Genomic DNA, 18,163 nt, shown 5'->3' on the forward strand with positions numbered 1-18,163 from the left:
CGTTCCAGCGGGTCGTGATCGATCACCGCCAACGCCTTTCGTTCTGGGGGATGCATCCGATGCGCCGATTCCTGCGACGAGCCGGGACTATGCGCGATCGGCTTCAGATGGGACGCAATCGGAGCCTTCGTTCGGCGCAGCCGGCGCCGATGCGGCGATCGTCGCGCCAGACGACCGATTCTCTGCGCCGCAACGGGAACCATCGACGGGTCCAGTCGCCGTCGGAGCGCGATCCGACGGCGATGCGCCGACGCCTCTCGCCTCGAAATCTCGAGAACGGCGAAGCATGGCGTCCTTCGCAGCCAGCGCCGCATTCGGGCCGATATCGTCGGCGAATCTCGAGCGAGCGTCTGCAGAAGGCGCCAGGATCGACGATCCGACGTCGATGGCTACCGACCTCGTGAATCGACGCGCGTCGGCGATCGTGACTCCACCTGCGTCCGCGACGACGACGCGCGGCGCGGTTTTCGCGAGCGCTGTCTCCGATCGGATCGCGCAGATCGACCGACCGTCTTCCGCAGCGACCGACAGTCTCTCGGCGGACGAGCGGCCGCTGTCGTCGCCGCAACAGCCGCAGGATTTGCCGAGCGCTGTCGCTACGCAGACCGCGAATGGACGACCGCTGGCGCAGAACGCCGACAGCGGGCCGCGCACCTTCGCCGCGGCGCGTGCGGAGCCGCTCGGCGCCGCGGTTGTCGCGGAGTCGAGCCTGTCGCAGGAGACCGTGCGACAGCCGCAGGCTCGCGCGGCTTCGCCGGCCGCCTCGACTGTCGCCTTCGACGACACGCCTCGCGCGACCGATGACTCTATCGCCGCGACCGTAACGGCGCCGGTCGTCGCCGCTTCGACCCGAAATCGCGCGGCCGCGCCATGGTCGGCGGATCGCTCCTCGAGCAATGATCGTCGGTTGTTCGCGTCCGACGCTCCGGCGCCGCTCCCTTCCTTCTCCGATGTCGCCGCGCCGTCCGCCGGCGTGCATGGCGCAGAGGACTCTTCGTCGAACGGCGATCGCGGATTCGATCGCCGCGCTTTCATGGAGACGAGCGCACGATCGGCGCGCCCCATCGACATGAGGCCTGCGGCGTTGAACGTCGCGGGCGACATCCAGGCGTCTGTCGATACGTCCGCCAATGCGTTGGTCGCACGGGTGGACGCTGCGAATGCCTCCTCGACGCCGAGCGCCGCTCGGATCGACGAGACAGTGACGAACGCGGCCGCGCCGGAACCGGTCGGAACGCTCGCCATTCTCGCGTCGCCGACGCAATTGCCCTCGGCTTTCGCTGAATTGCTCGCGCCGCAGGCGCGAAGCCTGCTCGCCGCCGCTTCGCCGCCGCTCGCGACGGGCGCGGCCGCACGCGCGGCTCCCCTCGCCGAACCGCAGCGTCAGAGCATCGCGCCGAAAATTTTGACCATAGAGCTCGAGCCTGCCTCGCTCGGCGCTGTCGTGGTCAAGATGAAGCTGGCGCATTCGGGAATCGACATGCGCATCAGCGTCGAATCGACGGAGGCGCTCCGGCGCCTCGATTCGACGCGCGATCAGCTCGTCGAGGCGATGCGATCATCCGGCTGCGTGATCGATTCCTGCACGATCCAGATCGGTCAGAACGCCGCGGACGGCGCCAATATACAGGCCGCGCCCGATAGCGGAGCGGCCTATCCGCAATCGAGCGGGGCAGGAGCCGGACGCGATGACCAGAGCGTCGATCGACAGGGAGCGGGCTATGGCGGACAGGGCGGAGATCGCAGGCGTGGCGCCGGCGATGAAGCCAATGAGCCGGCGTCGAACCGCGAGACTCGGCGCGTCGCTGATCGTCGCGGCGGCGACGTCTATCTGTGACGCGCGCGCCGAGGGCGCGCCGACCTCCAATATTTGCGAAAGGGAGATGATCCGCGCCTCCAATGAGAATGCGGTTCCTCTCGCGGTGCTCTATGCTGTGGCGCTGACAGAGACGGGGCAGAAAGGCGCGCTCAACGCTTTTGCGATGAATGTCGAAGGACGCGCGGTCTTCAGCGCCGATTTCCGCGAAGCGATGATGCGCTTCCTCGCGGCGCGGCGTTCCGGCGCGGTGCTCATCGACATCGGCTGCATGCAGGTCAACCATCATTACCACGGCGCGAGATTCGCGAGTGTGGAGGCGATGTTCGATCCGCGCGCCAATGTCGATTACGCCGCGCGCTTTCTCAAGGATCTGCACAAGAGGGAAGGAAGCTGGACATCCGCCGTCGCGCGCTATCACGCGGGGCCGAACAATGCGCCGGCGCAAAAGAGCTATGTCTGCTCGGTCATCGCCAATATGATCGCCAGTGGCTTCGGCGCCTGGACCGACGCCTCGCGCGGCTTCTGCCGCCCGCGCCGGGAGGCCGCGTCGCGCTGAGCGTGGTCGGCGCTCAGCGCCGTTCGGACTCGCCCGCGGCGCGATGCAGATAGGAGGCGAAGGCGTCGAAAATCTTGCGCATCTGCGGCGGCTTGTAGGGAAAAACGTCGACCGGGTCCATGTCATGGACCAGCAGAGTATGATCGACCTTGAAGACGATCAGATCGCCGTCCTCCGTCTCCGCGCAATCGACGCCGAAATAGGTCAGGCCGACGCATTCGACCAGCGCCTCGAATGTGTCGGAGTGGCGCGTCACGAATTCCGTGTCGAATGTGGCGAAGAAGCGTTCTTCCTCGCTCCGGCGCCGCATGTCGGCTTCCATTCTGGCGTCGACATAGGAGCCGTTCCAGCCTTCGGACACGGCGAGATGACAGGCGTAGGGGCGGCGATCGATGAAGAGCAGCCGAATCTTGCGATAGAGTCCGTCCTGCCCTCTGCAATCGACGAAAGGCGACACGAGATAGGAGCGATCGAAGCGCTTCCCGAGAAAGAGCCCGAGTCCGACCTGCGTATCGATCTTTTCGGCGCCCCGTTCATTGCGTTGCTCGATCGTGTGGACGACGATCGGAAAGCTCCAGTCCATAGCTTGCGCAGTCGCGGCGGCGCGCAGCTCGTCGCGCAGGACGCGACGCAGCTTGGGCGTGCGCAGGCCCGCCTCCGTCAGATTGGCGGCGAGCTCGATCGGCTCGAGCATGGAGACGCGGCCGGGAAGATTGACGACCGGCGTCGGCCAATAGGCGAGCAGATCCTCGAGCTCGGCGAGCAGGGGACGGTTCGGGCTCGTCGCGGCGATCGCGACGAAGGCGAGATCATGGTCCGGCAGCTCGGTCGGCAGCTCGCGGCCGGGCAGCACATAGACCATCGTCAAGGCGATGTCGGAGCCTTCCAGCAGGAATTCCAGCGGCGTGTTGGCGCCGATGTCCGCCGCGGCGACGAAGGCGAGCACGCGCAGCCGCGGATTGGCGCCGCAGCAGGTGCTGCGAAACACGCGCTGCTTGCTCAGCGCCATCGCTTGCCGCTTCAGGCCGGTCGCGAGATTTCCCTCGAGTTGATCGATGACGGCGAGGTCCATCAGCGCGCCGGCGTGATTGGGGTCGCGCTCGCACATGCCGAGCAGGCGCCCGGCGACGCGGCTCAGATCGACGCCAGCGAAGGCGAGCCTCGTGAGCTTTGCGAGGCCGATCGGCAGTGTGTTCATGGGATCCGACGATAGGTCGATACGCATCAATTCACCGTCTGCCCGCTCCGACTGCTGAACAGAACTCGGCCATATCGTCCACCGACTCGCTCTGCGGCGACGAATTTCGGCCGTCGACGCGCGTCTCGCGTCGGATGCGATAGCTAACGACACAACATTTCCCGAAGCTTGTCGAAATTTCGCAGCTCGATTCAACTTCGCGCGATTTTGAGCTATCAATTTCTCGTTCATCGATTCGAGGAACGACCGCATGGTTGACGCTCCGACATCACGCCCCGATGCGACGCGCCGCACGCCGCCGATCGGCAAACCGAAGATCGCGCCGCCGCCGCTCGTCGCGGAACGCCGCACGCCGCCCATGCGCTCCACGCGCGGGATCGGCGAGATGGCGGTGCGCACTGCGGGAGTCGGTCTCGCGGTCGTCTCCACGGCCTTCGCCGCCTATATGATCTCGGATGCGGAGCGACAGCCGCAATTTTCCGGTCTCGAGCATCTCGCGATCTACAGCCGCCCTACGGTCATCGCCGCAAAGCGCATACAGACGCAGGTGGCCGATCAGCGCGGCAAGGTCGATTTCACCCCCGTCGGCTCGATCGGCGAGCCGCAATCGGAAGCGGGCGTTCCCGGCTTCTCGCTGCTTAGCGTGCGCTCCGGCGTCGCTCTGCTGCAGACGCCCAATGCGATCGTCAAAGTTTCGCCGGGCGATCTCGTCGAGGGACTCGGCCGCGTCACCGCGCTCGAGCGCCGCGGCGAGAATTGGGCGCTGGTGACGACGGGCGGCGTCGTCATCGGCAATTGATCGGCGCGGATCATCGCCGGCCGAGCCGCGCATTGGCGCGCGCGACCGCCTGGTCGATCTGTGCGTTGAATTCTGCGAGCAGACATTCGGCCTGTCGCGCGCGGGACTTTTCCTGCCGATCCGGGTGGCAGGCCCAGGCGAGCCGCCGTCGCAGCGCGCCGAGCTTCACGAGCGAGCCTTCGGCGCGCAGGAGCTCGGCGAGGACGTCCTCCCGATCCGGCAGCCGTTCTGCTTTCGGCTCCGGCGCCGGGGGCGGCGGCTTCTGCGGCTTTGCGAGATCGACGCCATAGGCGCGGCAGACGCGGGCCGCGCGATCTTCGTCACAGGGCGGCGCCGGCGGCGCCTCGGCGCGCAGAATCGTCCCGACCGGCGGGGGACGCATGGGGCCGGACTCACGTTCCGTTCGCTGGGACGCGTTTTCCAGGCCGTCGAGAATGGTTGCGAAATCCGTCATGGTCCCGAGCCGCAGGCAGGGACGGGATCATGAACGCGAAGGAGTGAAGGATTGGTTGACCGAGAGGGACGGCGTGCGCCGCTCAGCCGTGCGCCGCCGCGCCCTGCAGCTTGTCGGCGACCTCGCGGAACGGATCGACGCTCGGCGGCGATTGTGGCGACTGGATCAGCGCCTCATAGAGCTTGGGAACGAGCTGCACGGCCTGATCGAGCTCTATGTCGGTTCCCCGCTGATAGCCGCCGAGCATGCGCAGATCGCGCGTGTCCTCGTATCGAGACACCAGCGCGCGCAGCTTTTGAACGAGATGCCGCTGCTCGGGCTTCCACGCGTGATGGGCGAGGCGCGAGATCGACGCTTTGAGATCGATCGCCGGATAGCGGCCCTGTTCGGCGATGGCGCGATCGAGCACGATATGGCCGTCGAGCGTGCCACGCACGCAATCGGCGATCGGGTCATTGTGATTGTCGCCGTCGACGAGGACCGAATAGACGCCGGTGATCGATCCGCGCCCTTCCTCGCCCGGGCCGGCGCGCTCGAGCAGCCGCGGAATATCGGCGAATATGCTGGGCGTATAGCCATGCGCGACCGGCGGCTCGCCGGCGGCCAGCGCCACCTCGCGCGAGGCGTGCGCAAAGCGCGTGACGGAATCGACGATGAGCAGCACATTGCGTCCGAGATCGCGAAAATATTCTGCGATCGTCGTCGCGGTCAGCGGCGCGAGGCGGCGCATCATCGGGCTCTCGTCGCCGGTCGCGACGATGACGATCGACTCGCTCGACTGCCCGGCGAGCACATCGTCCAGAAATTCCCGCACCTCGCGGCCGCGCTCGCCGACGAGGCAGATGATGACCGTGTCGAAGCCCGGCGCGCGCGCCAGCATGGCGAGCAGAGTCGATTTGCCGACGCCCGAGCCCGCGAAAATGCCGATGCGTTGCCCGGCGCAGATCGGCGTGAAGCAGTCGACGGCCTTGACGCCCGTGCGCACGGCGACGCTCACGCGGTTGCGGCGCATCGCCTTGGGCGCGGCAGCGTCGACGTCGAAGGCGGCGTCGCCTTCCGAGAGCGCGCCGCGCTCGTCGATCGGCCGCGCAAAGGCGTCGAGCACGCGTCCGGCCCAGTCGACATTGGGCGCGACGGCGATCGGACCGGCGCGATAGGCCGGCGAATTGAGGCCGATGCGCACGCGATTGTCGAAGGATTTGACGATCGCGCCGTCCTTGCCGACGCGCACGACCTGTCCCAGAGCGCCATCCTGCGGCGAGCCGATGCGCACGCATTCGCCGAGCTCGACGAAGTCCGAAAGGCCGCTCACCCGACAATGCGACGGCGTCACTTCCGTCACCAGCCCGAAGACGCGAATAGGCTCGGCGCGGCGCTGATGGCGCTCGACCGCCTCGCGAAGTCGTTGCAGCGAGGTCATGAGCCGCCGAGCGTGCGAATCGCTTCGCGTTGCGAGCTGTCGAGCATGTCATTCATCGAACTCATGCTGTCGAAGGCGCGCGATGTGGCGATCAGCTTGGCCATTTCGTGAATCGGATTGACGTTGGAGCTTTCGATGAAGCCCTGCTGCACGCCGTTGCGCACGAAGTCGAGCATAGCGGTCGCGGGCTTCGACGGAATGATGCTGGCGTTCGGGCCGCGGCTCAGATCGGCGCTCTCGTCTATGGCGAAGAGGCCGACGGCGCCGATCTGCCGGCCGCTCTGCGTGATCATGCCATCGCGCGAGATCATCGGCGGACCGCCATTGGGATCGAGCACGACGGCCGAATTGCCGGCGTCGAGAATGGGATATCCCGCCACCGATTGGAGATCGCCCGTATCGGTCATGCGCATGCGCCCATCGCGCGTATAGGCGGTTCCATCCGGCGTGCGAATCGCGAAGAAGCCATTGCCGACGATGCCGATGTCGTAGGGATCGCCGGTCTTGGTGAGCTCGCCGACGGCGCGCGAGATGAAATCCTTGCCCGCCGACACATAGGCGGTCTTGCTCGTGTCGGTCGCGGAGACGACCTGCTGAAAGCTCACGCCGTCGGCGCGATAGCCGGGCGTCGCCGCATTGGCGATGTTGTTGGCGAGAGTCTCCAGCCGTTTGTCGACGGACACTTGCGCCGAAAGCGAGACGTAGAAGGCCGATTGCATGTTCGCGAGTTCCGTGCCCAGCGCGGCGGCTCGATCCCGTCGCTCTTTCGCGAAACTGCCCGGTTTTGCTTGTGTGAAGCTGAAAGAAAATGTCAGCTTCGCGCAAGCGACGCTCACTAATCCCTCTGGTGCGGTTCCATCGGGAGAGACGGCGTCATGGGCTTTTTAGTCGGGCTGATCATCACGATGGGATGCATGTTCGGAGGCTTCGCCGCGCTCGGCGGCCATTTGATCGTGCTCTGGCAGCCATGGGAGTTCGTGATCATCATGGGCTCCTCGCTCGGCACTTTCGTCGTCGCCAATCCGACCAAAGTGATCATGGACACGGGCAAGGCGCTCGGCCAGGCGATTCTCGACAAGGGTCCCAAGCATCGCGACTTCCTCGACATTCTCGGCCTGCTGCATGCGTTGATGCGCGAGTTGCGCAGCAAGCCGCGCAACGAGGTCGAGGCGCATGTCGACAATCCGGCGGAATCGAAGATTTTCATTGCATTTCCGAAGGTACTCGCCAATAAGGAGATGACCACCTTCATCTGCGATTACTGCCGGCTCTTCATCATCGGCAATGTCCGCACCTTCGAGATCGAGGCGCTGATGGACGAGGAGATCGCCTCCATCCGCTACGACAGGCTGAAGCCCTATCACGCGCTCACCTCGGTCGGCGACGGCCTGCCCGCGCTCGGCATCGTCGCGGCGGTGCTCGGCGTCATCAAGGCGATGGGCGCGCTGGATCAATCTCCCGAGCTGCTCGGCGGGCTCATCGGCGCCGCTATGGTCGGCACATTCGCCGGCATCTTCGTCTCTTATGGCATCGTCACGCCGCTCGCCTTCAAGGTCAAGGTCGCGCGCAGCAAGGAATGCCATCTCTATGTCATCGTCAAGCAGACGCTGCTCGCGTTCATGAACGGCGCCATGCCGCAAGTGGCCGTCGAGCACGGACGCAAATCCATTCCCTCCCACGAGCGTCCCTCGATCGACGAGGTCGAGAACGAGACGCTCTCCGGCGGCGCCGCCGAGGCGGCGTGATAGGCATGAGCATGGACAGCGTCGTCGATTTCGCCTCGCAGGGAGTGAGGGAGCGCTTGCTCTCGGGCGGCGGGCCGTCGCTCGATCGCATGCCGCTCTTGCGCGCAGTGTTCGACGCTATGGCGTCGGATGTGCAGGATTCGATGCGCGGCCTCGCCGAAGGAACGATGCAATTCGTCGTGGAGGCGACGACGGTCGCGCGCGCGAGCGACATTGCGGTCGAGGCCGAATGTTCGGCGCTCGCCGCGACCTATGTCGTCGGCGTGGATTCCGACGCCAAGGCGATCATCGCCGCGGATCGCCGCTTCGTGTTCACTCTGCTCGAAGGGTTGTTCGGCGCGGATGGCTCCGAGGCGCCCTATGAGGCCGAGCGCGAGCTCACCGCGATCGAGACGCGCGTCGGCACGCTGGCGTTCACGCGGGTGACCAAGTCGCTGCAGGCCGCTTTCCTGTCGCTGGTCGGCGCGAGCTTCGCGCTCGAGCCCGCGGAGAATCGCGCCGAGGCGGCGGGCGGCGCGCGCAAGAACGGCTTTTGCGTCGTCTGCCGCTGCCGCTTGCGCGCATTCGGAACCGAAGGCGAGCTGCTTCTCGCCCTTCCGCAAGCGACGCTCGATCCGTTGCGCGACGCGTTGTCGCAGGAAGCTCCGGCGGCTGCGCCTTCGGCGGATCCGCATTGGGCGAAACGGATGAAGGAGCGTGTCACGCAGACCGAGGTGACGCTCAGCGCGGTGATGGAGAAGACCGATCTGACGCTCGCCGATGTCGCGCGTTTCGAGGTCGGTCAGATCATCGAGCTGCCGGTGTCGCCGACGGGCCTGGTCGCGCTGATGTGCGAGGGGCAGTCGTTGTTCTGGTGCGAGATCGGCCAGAAGGACGGCTCCTATACGATTCGCATCGACGATTTCGTGGATCAGCGACAAGAGTTCATCGACGACGTTCTGCGCGGCTGAGCGCGGGCGCGATCGCGCGGCCATCCAGGGGCGGTCGACATTGGAGAAATCGACATGGGAGAGTTCGACATGGGAGAGTTCGACCTGGAGAGCTCGAAGAGCGAAGAGCTCGAGAGGCTGATCGGCGGCGGCTCCCGCGCGATCGGCGCGGATTCGATGATGGAGCCACGGGCGAGCGAGCCGGAGATCGATCCGCGTAAATTCGAATCGATCCTGCGCATTCCCGTCGTCATGCAGGTGGTGATCGGCTCGGTGACCATGCCGGTCTCCAATCTGCTCAAGCTCGGACGCGGCGCGATCGTGCCGCTCGACCAGAAGATCGGCGAGCCGGTCGATGTCGTCGTCAATGGCCGGCTCATCGCGCGCGGCGAGGTGGTCGTCGTCGAGGACGACAATACGCGCTTCGGGGTCTCGCTCACCGAGATCATCGAGCCCGGGAGCGGCGCGCGGCGCATGTGACGGAGGCGGGGCCCGCAATGACGAATTTGATTGCCGCCGACGCGGGCCGAATGCTCAACGGCCCGGAGAAAGTGGCGGCGCTGCTGCTGTCGGTCGACAAGGATGTGGCGCAGCGCGTCCTCAAGCATTTCGACCGCGACGAGTTGCGGCAGATCACCAAATTCGCCGCGGGCCTCGGCTCGGTTCCCGCCAGCACGATCGAACCCCTCATCGAAGATTTCATGGCTCGGCTGGAGAGCGGGGGCTCCGATCTCCGCGGCACGGCGGGCGAGGCGGAGAAGCTTCTGACTGGCGTGATTCCCCCCGATCAGATCGCCGAGATCATGTCGGATGTGCTCGGCAGCTCCAACAGCGCGGTCTGGGGCCGTGTCGGCGCCGCGCCGGAGGCGGCCTTCATCGAATATCTCTCGAAAGAGCATCCGCAGACGGCGGCCTTGACGCTGTCGCGGATCGATCCGACGCGCGCCGCCAAGGCGTTGTCCATCCTTCCGGCCGATTTCCGCGACGACGTCATGCGCCGCATGTTGTCGTCGAAGGCGGTGACCGACGAGGCGCTGCGGCTGGTCGAGACGACTTTGCAAGAGGATCTTCTGCAGAACTCCGAGCTCACCGCCTCCGCGGCGAAAAACGCCAAGCTCGCCGCGATCATCAACAAGATGGAGCGCGAGCATGCGGAAGGCGTGCTGCGCAGCCTCTCCGAGCGCCGCCCGCGCGACGCCGAAGCGCTGAAGGGCATGCTCTTCAATTTCGACGACATCACCAAGCTCAATGTCCGCGCCCGCATGATTCTGTTCGACGCGATCCCCGCCGACCGCGTCATCATGGCGCTGCGCGGCGCCGAGGTGGATGTTCGCGACTTCATCCTCGCGGCGCTCTCCGCGCGCACGCGGCGCATGGTGGAGGCCGAGCTCGCGAGCGGCGCCACGCCGCCGCGCCGCGACATTATGGAGGCGCGTCGCATCATCGCCGACACGGTTCTGAGGCTCGCCGAGCAGGGCAAGATCGATCTTTCGCGCTCCTCCGAGGAGGCCGCCGAATGACGACCTCTGAGCGATGAGCGACACGGAAGACCAGGAATCCCGAACAGAAGAGGCGACAGAGAAGAAGATTCTCGACGCATTGGAGCAGGGCAAGACGCCCGTCTCTCGTGATCTGTCGATCGCCACGCTCTTCCTCACTTTTCTTCTCTGCGCCGCCTTCGTCGTCCAGACGGTCGGCCCGCGTCTCGCCGGCTCGCTGGCGCTGATGCTCGGCAATGTCGGTCAATTCGCGCTCGCCAATGGCGCGGACGCTTATATGCAGTCGCAGACGGTGGTTCTGGAGACCGCCAGATTTCTCACGCCGATCCTCGGCATGTTCATCGTCGCGGCGCTCGTCGCCGCATTCATCCAGGGCGGGCCGCGTCTCGTCTTCCAGCGCATAGAGCCCGATCTTTCGCGCATCTCTCCGATGGAGGGGTTGAAGCGCATTTTCAGCGTCGCTGGCCTCGTCGAGCTCGCGAAGTCGGTGGCCAAGATCGTCATCATCGCCGGCGCCGTCGTTTTTTCGCTCAATGTCGACCGCGGGCTCATCACCGATTCGATGCGCGTCGAGCCCGGCCAGTTGCCGGGACTGCTGCTGAAGCTGGTCATTCGGCTGACGAGCGTCATCTGCATTCCGGTCGTTCTGCTCGCTATGGCGGATTTCGCCTGGAGCCGAATGAAATGGCGCCGCGACATGCGCATGAGTCGCCAGGAGATCAAGGAAGAGATGCGGCAGTCGGAAGGCGACCCGATGATGAAGGCGCGCCTGCGCTCCATCGCCCTCGATCGTTCGCGCAAGCGCATGATGGCGGCGGTTCCGCGCGCGACTTTCGTCATCGCCAATCCCACCCATTACGCCATCGCTCTGCGCTATGTGCGGGAGGAGGGCGGCGCGCCGCTCGTCGTCGCCAAGGGAACGGATCTGATCGCGCTGAAGATCAGGGAGATCGCCGAGGCCAATGGCGTTCCCGTGCTCGAGCGCCAGGCGCTCGCGCGCGCCATGTACGACCATGTCGAGATCGACAAGATGATCCCGCAGGAATTCTATCGTCCGGTCGCCGAGCTCATTCACTTTCTGCACAATGCCGGCCAGGCTTCCGCGCGCCCCGCGTCGCGATGAATCGGGCTATTCCAGCTTGACGCAAGACCAAGCGCCTAATTTTCTATTACCAACGCTGCGCGAGGCATCATGGTCGACCCTGTCTATCTCTTCGATCTCGTCGAAAAGCAACGGAGCTGGCTCTCCGCGCGTCAATCGGCGGTTTCCCAGAACGTCGCCAACGCCAACACGCCCGGCTACAAGGCCGTCGACGTCACGTCTTTCTCGAAGGTCCTGGACCGCAGCGCATTGGAGCTCGCCGGCACCAACGGGCTGCATATTCAGACCGCGGCCTTCGATCCGCGCCCATCCTCGCCGAAGGAAGGCGCGAATTGGGAGACCAGCCTGTCGGGCAATTCGGTCAGTCTCGAGCAGGAGATGATGAAGGCGGGCGAAATTCGCGGCGCCTTCTCGCTGGGCACCAGCATCATGAAGTCCTTCCACGGAATGTGGATGGCGACGTTGAAGGGGTGATGTGAAAGATGGACGCTCTCGAAGCCTCCATGAAAATTTCCGGCGCGGGCCTCGAGGCGCAATCCTCGCGTCTGCGGGTCGTCGCCGAGAACATGGCCAACGCGCGCTCCACGGGCCCGACCGCGGGCGCGAATCCTTATGTGCGCAAGACGGTCACCTTCGCCAATGAGCTCGATCGCGCGACGGGCGCGGAGCTCGTTCATGTCGGAGCGGTGGGCGTCGATCGTTCGCCGTTTCGCGTCGAGCATGATCCGGGCAATCCGGCCGCCGACAAGAACGGCAATGTCAAATTCCCGAATGTGAACATACTCACCGAAGTCGCCGATATGCGCGAGGCCAATCGCGCCTATGAGGCCAATCTCCAGGTCATGAAGCAGACGCGCGATCTGCTCTCCATGACGATCGATCTGCTGAAGGGAAGCCAATGATCGGACTCGTTCCCGGAATCGTCGCCTCCGTCGCCTCCAACGCCGGCGTGTCGGCCTTGAGCGGCGCAACGAAAAGCGCAGCCGCTTCGTCCGTCGACGGAACGTCCTTCTCGCAAGTGCTCGATCAGCTCACGACGGGCGTCATCGACAAAGTGAAGTCGAGCGAGGCGGCGTCCATCGCCGGCGTGGAGGGCAAGGCCTCGGTGCAGCAGGTGGTGGACGAGATCATGTCCGCCGAGCGCGCTCTGCAGACAGCCATCGCCGTGCGCGACAAGGCCGTCGGCGCCTATCAGGAAATCAGCCGTATGACGATTTGAAAAAGGATATGTGAAGCCATGCGAGCGCTCGCCATAGCGGCCACGGGCATGAACGCCCAGCAGCAGAATATCGAAGTTCTCTCCAACAATATCGCCAATATCAACACGACGGCGTTCAAGCGCTCGCGCGCGGAGTTCACCGATCTGCTCTATCAGGCGGACCGTCTCCAGGGCGTCTCCAACCGCGGCCGCGACGCGACGATTCCGGAAGGCTCGCAGACCGGCCTCGGCGTGCGCCTCGCGGCGATCCGCAGCCTGCAGACGCAAGGCTCGCTCACACAGACCGGCAATCAGCTCGATCTCGCGCTGCAGGGCCGCGGCTGGTTCCAGATCGTGGGCCCGGACAGTGAGACGGTCTATACGCGCGCCGGCTCGTTCAGCACCAACGCCAATGGACAATTGGTGACGGGCGACGGCTATCTGGTGACGCCGACCATCGTCGTTCCCAACAACGCCACGGCGATCACCGTCAACCAATCCGGCATCGTCTCGGCGACGATCGGCGGCCAGACGGCGCCGCAGCAGCTCGGGCAATTGACGATCGCCAATTTCGCCAATGAATCCGGCCTCGAGGCTCTGGGCGGCAATCTCTTCCGCCAGACGGTCGCCTCCGGCGCGCCGGTCGTCGGCGTGCCGGGCGATCCTGGCTTCGGCACGATCAGCCAATATTATCTCGAGAGCTCGAACGTCGATCCGGTCAAGGAGCTCGTCAATCTCATCTCGGCGCAGCGCGCCTTCGAGCTCAGCTCCAAGGTGATCCAGGCGGTGGACGAGATGGAGGGCACAGTCTCGAAGGGAATCAGATGATGCGCCTTCCGCGGCTCGTTGCTTTCGTGCTGGCCGCGACCCTCTGCGGCCTTTCGCCGCTCGGCGCGGAGGAGCGCATGCTCCCCGTGCCGCTCGCCGTCATCTATCCCGGCGACGTCATTCGCGACTCCATGCTCGGCGAGCGCAGCTTCGGCTTCGGTGGCGGCTCCGACGGCTCGGTGGCGGAGACCAAGGGCGCGCTCGTCGGCAAGATCGCGCGGCGCACGCTTCTGCCGGATCGGCCGATTCCGATCATAGCGGTGGATGCGCCGAAGGTGGTCTCCATCAATGCGGCGGTCAAGATCGTCTTCGACGAGGGCGGCATGGTCATCGTCGCTTACGGCTCCGCGCTTCAGGCGGGCTCGGTCGGCGATCTCATCCGCGTGCGCAATCAGGACAGCGGACTCGTCGTCACCGGCCGCGTGCAGGCGGATGGCTCCGTCCGCGTGAGCGAGGGCTGATGCGCAGGCTCGTCGCGGTCGCTCTGCTCGTGCTGATGAGCGCGCCGGCGCTCGCGTCGGTGCGCATCAAGGACATCACCTTTCCGCGCGGCGTGCGGGAATATCAGCTGCTCGGCTATGGGCTCGTCGTCGGCCTGGCGGGGACCGGCGACACATTGCGCAATGCGCCTTTCACCGAGCAATCGGTGTCCTCCATGCTGGATCGGCTCGGCGTCAATGTGCGCAACAGCGCGCTGCGCACGCGCAATCTCGCCGCGGTGATGGTGACGGCGGCGCTGCCGCCTTTCGTCGGCTGGGGCTCGACGATCGACATCACAGTATCGGCGATGGGCGACGCCACCTCGCTGATGGGCGGAACGCTGCTCCTGACTTCGCTCACCGGCATAGACGGCAATGTCTATGCGATCGCGCAAGGGCCGATCGCGGTCTCGGGCTTCGCTGTCGGCGGCCAGAACGAGACGCTCACTCACGGCGTCGCGACGGTGGGACGCGTGCCCAATGGCGCGACCATCGAGCGCGAGGCGCCGCGGCCGGCCGGGGAGAATGGCGCGCTGGTGCTCGAGCTGCGCAATCCCGATTTCGAGACCGCGGTGCGCATCACCGACGCCATCAATCGCTATAGCCAAGAAAAATATCATCAGCGGATCGCGCGCGAACGCGATAACCGCAGCGTCGCGCTGACCTCCACGCGCGGCGGCGCGACGCGGCTGCTCGCCGAGATCGGCGAATTGCGTGTCGAGCCGAGCACGCCCGCGCGGGTCGTCATAGACGAGCGCACCGGCACTGTGGTGATCGGCCAGGATGTGAAAATATCGCCCGTCGCTCTGACGCATGGCGGCCTCACCGTGCGGATCAACGAGACGCCGGAAGTCTCGCAGCCGGCGCCCTTCTCCAATGGCAAGACGACGGTCACCAGCCAGACCCGCATCACCGCGACCGAGGAGGTCGGCGGCGTCGCGACGCTCGAGGGGCCGACATTGCGCACGCTGGTGCGCGGGCTCAATCAGATCGGCCTCAAGCCGACCGGGATCATCTCGATCCTGCAGGCGATCAAGTCGGCTGGAGCCTTGCAGGCCGATCTCGTGATCCAATGACCCCGGCTCCAATGACGCCGGTTCCGAGGACCTTGTCTCAATGGGGTCGGCTCGTCCGCAAAGCGCTCTCCAGCGCCATGATGACCGGTATGACGGCCGCCTTCTCGCGCTGCGCCGCGGCGAAGAGCTCGGCGCCCGCATCCTGCTCGATCCTCTGCAGCGCCTCGAGCTGACGCTCGAGGCATTCGAGCAGCGTCGCTGCGTCGACGCGCTCGAGCGTGAGCGAAAGCTCGATCTGATCACCCATGTGCTCCTCCGGGATGCGCTCGGCCTTTCCGCCTAGATTGGCAGAAGAGGCGTCCGGCGGTAGAGGCGTCGATGCGACTCCAGCGCGCGGCGCCGATGGCCGTGGAATTTGCCGTCGTGGTCGTGCCTTTATGGTCCCGCTCCGTCGCCGCGCCCCTTCGGCGAATGGGCGAGGGCGCGCCGCCGCGCCGGGATGCGCAGACCAAATCGGAATAAATTCCGACGTATGTGCGAAATCGGAACGCTACGGAGCGGCGTCGCCGAGCGGGCGTCGGGTCGCTTTCGCAAGGCGTCGCGGGCGGATGTCGCGGCCGGATTGCGGATCGGCGAAGTTTCAATGATAATCGCGTCGACGCTCGAGCGTGAGCGTTCCTACAGATCCGAGGGCCTCGGATGTAGGCACGACCGGCGAATCTGATTGAGGAAGCCCTTCGAGGGAATTCGAGCGCTCTTTCCGCTCCCGCTCTCAGGCTCGCCCAAGCGAGTGAGAGAGCAAAAATGGCAAAAAATTCCCTGATCGCCTTGTTGCAAGAGAAGCTCGACGCCGCGCGCCGCGAATTGCGGTCGGCGGCCGTCGATTTCGAGATTTCGGACGAACAGCTCCTCGCATTGCGGGCGAGCGCGCGGCAGATCTTCCTGGAGCTCAAGGAGCAGGATCGCCATGCCGCGCAAAAAGGTCTGCTCGCCTCGTTGAAATTCTGGTGAGTCGCGGCGGGGGCGGCTGAAAATCGGACACATGGGCTAGTAAGCCGCCCCGACTTGCATTTAAATGCAGGACACGATCATCGGCGACCGCGATAACTCGACACGTTCAGTGCGATGTGCTGGCCGCCGGATCATGAGGAAACGACCATGAAGTTCAAAACCGCCGCTCTCACGCTCGCTTTCGGCGGCGCGCTTTTCGCCTCCACCCTGGCGCTCGCCGACGACCGGCTCGATCAGGCCCTCCGCCACGTCGAGGAGGCGGTTACCCAGATCAAGCTGAAGGATACCGGGCTGCTCGCCTATCATGCCGATCTCTCGCTGGAAAAGGCGGAGTCGCTGCAGAAGTTCAAGCCCGACGCGCATCTCGCCGCGGCGATCGACCATTTGAAGGCCGCGGTCGACGAGGCCCGGCAGAACCATCTCGCGCCGGCCGCCGAACATGCGAAGGCCGCCGAGGGCGAGCTCAAGCAGGTCGCGCAATAATCTCGCCAAAGCCGGGCGCGCCCCCGTGAGGGGGCGCGCCGCGGACCGCGGGAATGCGCATTCAGGCTTTTCCGCCCCGATAGAGAACGAGTTCCGGGCGTCCCGCCGCGGCGGGACGCGCCACACGACGACCGGTCGGCTCCAGGAGACGAAATCGCGCCTCGCTCGGCGCGATGACGCGAAATGATTTCAGCCGCAGCGGACTGGCCGGCGCGACGCCGAGCCAGCGCGGACGGCGCGCCGGCGCGAGGGCGCCGAGAACGCGGGAATGCGTCTTGCCGAAGTGACGCAACGGCAGCAGGAGCAGCTCGAGCTCCAATATATCGCCCTCGTCGCCGGCGCGTCCCTCGACCCCGGCCACGACCGGCGCCACCCCGTCTATGACGGTCAGCATGACGGAGGCGAGCGTTCGACGATCGTCGGCAGACCACAGATCGAGAAAGGATTTCCCCTTCTGCTCGTCGAGCCAGAGCGCATTCAGCCGCGTGCCGCACAGGCGGATCGGGAACCGGCCCGCCTCGTCGATCTCGATGATGAAGGAATCGGGCAGCGCCTCGCGAATTTCCGCCGGGTCGATTTCGGACCGCTCGGGCGCCGACCGCGCCCCTTTCAAGCGGCTCCAATAGGCGTAGAGTTGTTGATTGACCTTGTGTCTCATTTTGTTTCCAAAACGGCGTCTCGTGAAGGACTTTGCGTCGAATCGGCGCGCCCTGCCGCCCGCCCCCGAGCGGCGAGAGCTGAAGAGCAGACGGCATGCCAGCGGCAATGAATCGGTAACCACGCGGAAGGGCGGCTTCGGCGAACGCGAGACGGGCAAAAGATGAACGAGCGATCCGAGGCGCGTCCCGCCAGGGAGAAAATTCTCAATTTGCCCCGTGAGATCACGGCGCTGCTCGCGGCGCTGGCGGCGATCCAATTGGCGCTCGGGGCGCTGCCGGCGGCGTCGGTCGTCGAGGTCTTCTCGGCGCTGGCCTTCGTTCCGGGGCGGATTTCCATCGTCCTGGCGCCGGACGCCTTCATGCGCTCGATCGCTGGTCAGCTGGCCCCGGGCGTCGAGGCGAGCGACATTGCGGAGGCGCTCGGAGTCGGGCGCCTGCCCTGGTGGACCTTCGTGACCTATGCGCTGCTGCACGCCAATTGGACGCATCTCGCCGTCAATGGCGTGACGCTCGCCGCCTTCGGCTCGCCGCTGGCGCGCCGTTTCGGCGCGGCGCGCTTCCTGGCCTTCATGGCGCTGACGGCGGCCGCCGGCGCGGCGGCGCATTTTGCGATCCATCCCTTCGATCTCGGCCCGGTCGTCGGCGCCTCGGCGGCGATCTCGGGAACCATGGCGGCGAGCGCGCGTTTCGCTTTCGCCCGGGATGCGGAGTTCGGAGCGCCGACGGCGTCGCGTCGCGCGTCGAGTCTCGCCGAGCTGTGGTCCAACCGGCGCGCGCTCGCCTTTGTCGGGCTCTGGTTCGCGGCCAATCTGATCTTCGGCCTGTTCCCCGGGGCGGCGGGGTCGACGGAGCAGATCGCCTGGGAGGCGCATGTCGGGGGATTCGCGGCCGGCCTGCTGCTGTTCGGCGCGTTCGACTGCCGCCGCGAAGGAGGCCGTGAAACGAAGAGATAACAGCGAGAGGGGAGG

Annotated in this window: 23 protein-coding genes; 17 read left to right on the forward strand and 6 right to left on the reverse strand. The window is 65.7% G+C overall.

The features are described 5' to 3' along the window. The first annotated feature begins 385 nt into the window (after window positions 1-385). A complete protein-coding gene (fliK, locus tag AC6IY7_RS12805) occupies window positions 386-1,837 on the forward strand; it encodes a flagellar hook-length control protein FliK (protein WP_497779587.1) in 1,452 nt (483 codons plus the stop codon). Next, window positions 1,770-2,375: a transglycosylase SLT domain-containing protein gene (locus AC6IY7_RS12810; RefSeq protein ID WP_497779588.1), complete on the forward strand. Its 606-nt coding sequence runs from the start codon at window positions 1,770-1,772 to the stop codon at window positions 2,373-2,375. The genes fliK and AC6IY7_RS12810 overlap by 68 nt, the downstream gene beginning before the upstream one ends. A gap of 13 nt (window positions 2,376-2,388) precedes the next feature. On the opposite strand, the gene AC6IY7_RS12815 is transcribed toward AC6IY7_RS12810, so the two are convergent. Beyond that, window positions 2,389-3,573, reverse strand: a complete 1,185-nt coding sequence (locus AC6IY7_RS12815) for an ATP-grasp domain-containing protein (protein ID WP_497779591.1) — start codon at window positions 3,571-3,573, stop codon at window positions 2,389-2,391. Window positions 3,574-3,823: 250 nt separating this feature from the next. On the opposite strand from AC6IY7_RS12815, the gene AC6IY7_RS12820 reads away from it, so the two are divergent. Next, window positions 3,824-4,372: a hypothetical protein gene (locus AC6IY7_RS12820; protein ID WP_497779592.1), complete on the forward strand. Its 549-nt coding sequence runs from the start codon at window positions 3,824-3,826 to the stop codon at window positions 4,370-4,372. Window positions 4,373-4,382: 10 nt separating this feature from the next. Here AC6IY7_RS12820 and AC6IY7_RS12825 read toward each other — a convergent pair whose 3' ends face one another. The 3 genes from AC6IY7_RS12825 to flgF all read right to left on the reverse strand — a co-directional run bounded on the left by AC6IY7_RS12825 (window position 4,383) and on the right by flgF (window position 6,965). Beyond that, complete coding sequence (locus AC6IY7_RS12825; RefSeq protein WP_497779593.1) at window positions 4,383-4,826, reverse strand: hypothetical protein; 444 nt, start codon at window positions 4,824-4,826, stop codon at window positions 4,383-4,385. Between the two features lie 82 nt (window positions 4,827-4,908). Next, entirely contained in the window at window positions 4,909-6,246 is a 1,338-nt protein-coding gene (gene fliI / locus AC6IY7_RS12830; RefSeq protein WP_497779594.1) for a flagellar protein export ATPase FliI, read from the reverse strand. Beyond that, a complete protein-coding gene (flgF, locus tag AC6IY7_RS12835) occupies window positions 6,243-6,965 on the reverse strand; it encodes a flagellar basal-body rod protein FlgF (protein WP_497779596.1) in 723 nt (240 codons plus the stop codon). Before flgF ends, fliI begins: the two co-directional genes overlap by 4 nt. A 156-nt stretch (window positions 6,966-7,121) precedes the next feature. Here flgF and motA point away from each other — a divergent pair, with 156 nt between their 5' ends. The 11 genes from motA (at window position 7,122) to AC6IY7_RS12890 (ending at window position 15,102) form a co-directional block, all read left to right on the forward strand. Then, window positions 7,122-7,991, forward strand: a complete 870-nt coding sequence (gene motA, locus AC6IY7_RS12840; RefSeq protein WP_497779597.1) for a flagellar motor stator protein MotA — start codon at window positions 7,122-7,124, stop codon at window positions 7,989-7,991. 5 nt (window positions 7,992-7,996) lie between these two features. Beyond that, entirely contained in the window at window positions 7,997-8,941 is a 945-nt protein-coding gene (locus tag AC6IY7_RS12845; protein ID WP_497779599.1) for a flagellar motor switch protein FliM, read from the forward strand. A gap of 156 nt (window positions 8,942-9,097) precedes the next feature. Then, complete coding sequence (gene fliN, locus AC6IY7_RS12850; protein ID WP_497782838.1) at window positions 9,098-9,400, forward strand: flagellar motor switch protein FliN; 303 nt, start codon at window positions 9,098-9,100, stop codon at window positions 9,398-9,400. Window positions 9,401-9,417: 17 nt separating this feature from the next. Next, complete coding sequence (locus tag AC6IY7_RS12855) at window positions 9,418-10,440, forward strand: flagellar motor switch protein FliG (RefSeq protein WP_497779600.1); 1,023 nt, start codon at window positions 9,418-9,420, stop codon at window positions 10,438-10,440. A 13-nt stretch (window positions 10,441-10,453) separates the two neighbouring features. After that, complete coding sequence (locus tag AC6IY7_RS12860) at window positions 10,454-11,542, forward strand: EscU/YscU/HrcU family type III secretion system export apparatus switch protein (protein WP_497779601.1); 1,089 nt, start codon at window positions 10,454-10,456, stop codon at window positions 11,540-11,542. A gap of 69 nt (window positions 11,543-11,611) precedes the next feature. Further along, window positions 11,612-11,995 carry a flagellar basal body rod protein FlgB gene (gene flgB / locus AC6IY7_RS12865; RefSeq protein WP_497779602.1) on the forward strand — a complete coding sequence of 128 codons (384 nt, stop codon included), beginning with the start codon at window positions 11,612-11,614 and terminating at the stop codon, window positions 11,993-11,995. Between the two features lie 8 nt (window positions 11,996-12,003). Next, on the forward strand, window positions 12,004-12,423 hold the full coding sequence (flgC, locus tag AC6IY7_RS12870; RefSeq protein ID WP_497779603.1) for a flagellar basal body rod protein FlgC: 420 nt from the start codon (window positions 12,004-12,006) through the stop codon (window positions 12,421-12,423). Further along, window positions 12,420-12,740, forward strand: coding sequence for a flagellar hook-basal body complex protein FliE (gene fliE, locus AC6IY7_RS12875; RefSeq protein WP_497779606.1), 321 nt, complete (start codon window positions 12,420-12,422; stop codon window positions 12,738-12,740). Before flgC ends, fliE begins: the two co-directional genes overlap by 4 nt. 18 nt (window positions 12,741-12,758) lie before the next feature. Then, window positions 12,759-13,547: a flagellar basal-body rod protein FlgG gene (flgG, locus tag AC6IY7_RS12880; protein WP_497779607.1), complete on the forward strand. Its 789-nt coding sequence runs from the start codon at window positions 12,759-12,761 to the stop codon at window positions 13,545-13,547. After that, window positions 13,544-14,008, forward strand: a complete 465-nt coding sequence (gene flgA, locus AC6IY7_RS12885; RefSeq protein ID WP_497779608.1) for a flagellar basal body P-ring formation chaperone FlgA — start codon at window positions 13,544-13,546, stop codon at window positions 14,006-14,008. Before flgG ends, flgA begins: the two co-directional genes overlap by 4 nt. Then, on the forward strand, window positions 14,008-15,102 hold the full coding sequence (locus AC6IY7_RS12890) for a flagellar basal body P-ring protein FlgI (protein WP_497779609.1): 1,095 nt from the start codon (window positions 14,008-14,010) through the stop codon (window positions 15,100-15,102). Before flgA ends, AC6IY7_RS12890 begins: the two co-directional genes overlap by 1 nt. Before the next feature lie 37 nt (window positions 15,103-15,139). Here the strand turns inward: AC6IY7_RS12890 and AC6IY7_RS12895 are convergent, their stop codons facing one another. Beyond that, window positions 15,140-15,349, reverse strand: a complete 210-nt coding sequence (locus AC6IY7_RS12895) for a hypothetical protein (RefSeq protein ID WP_497779611.1) — start codon at window positions 15,347-15,349, stop codon at window positions 15,140-15,142. A gap of 497 nt (window positions 15,350-15,846) precedes the next feature. Between AC6IY7_RS12895 and AC6IY7_RS12900 the strand changes: the two genes are divergently transcribed. Both AC6IY7_RS12900 and smbP read left to right on the forward strand, forming a co-directional pair. Then, a complete protein-coding gene (locus tag AC6IY7_RS12900; RefSeq protein ID WP_497779614.1) occupies window positions 15,847-16,053 on the forward strand; it encodes a hypothetical protein in 207 nt (68 codons plus the stop codon). A gap of 147 nt (window positions 16,054-16,200) precedes the next feature. Beyond that, window positions 16,201-16,536, forward strand: a complete 336-nt coding sequence (gene smbP, locus AC6IY7_RS12905; protein ID WP_497779616.1) for a small metal-binding protein SmbP — start codon at window positions 16,201-16,203, stop codon at window positions 16,534-16,536. 61 nt (window positions 16,537-16,597) lie between these two features. Here smbP and AC6IY7_RS12910 read toward each other — a convergent pair whose 3' ends face one another. Further along, window positions 16,598-17,194, reverse strand: a complete 597-nt coding sequence (locus tag AC6IY7_RS12910) for a PAS domain-containing protein (RefSeq protein ID WP_497779618.1) — start codon at window positions 17,192-17,194, stop codon at window positions 16,598-16,600. Window positions 17,195-17,356: 162 nt separating this feature from the next. On the opposite strand from AC6IY7_RS12910, the gene AC6IY7_RS12915 reads away from it, so the two are divergent. Beyond that, window positions 17,357-18,148, forward strand: a complete 792-nt coding sequence (locus tag AC6IY7_RS12915; RefSeq protein WP_497779620.1) for a rhomboid family intramembrane serine protease — start codon at window positions 17,357-17,359, stop codon at window positions 18,146-18,148. Window positions 18,149-18,163: the final 15 nt, after the last annotated feature.

The organism is Methylosinus sp. is20ea (assembly GCF_059718135.1).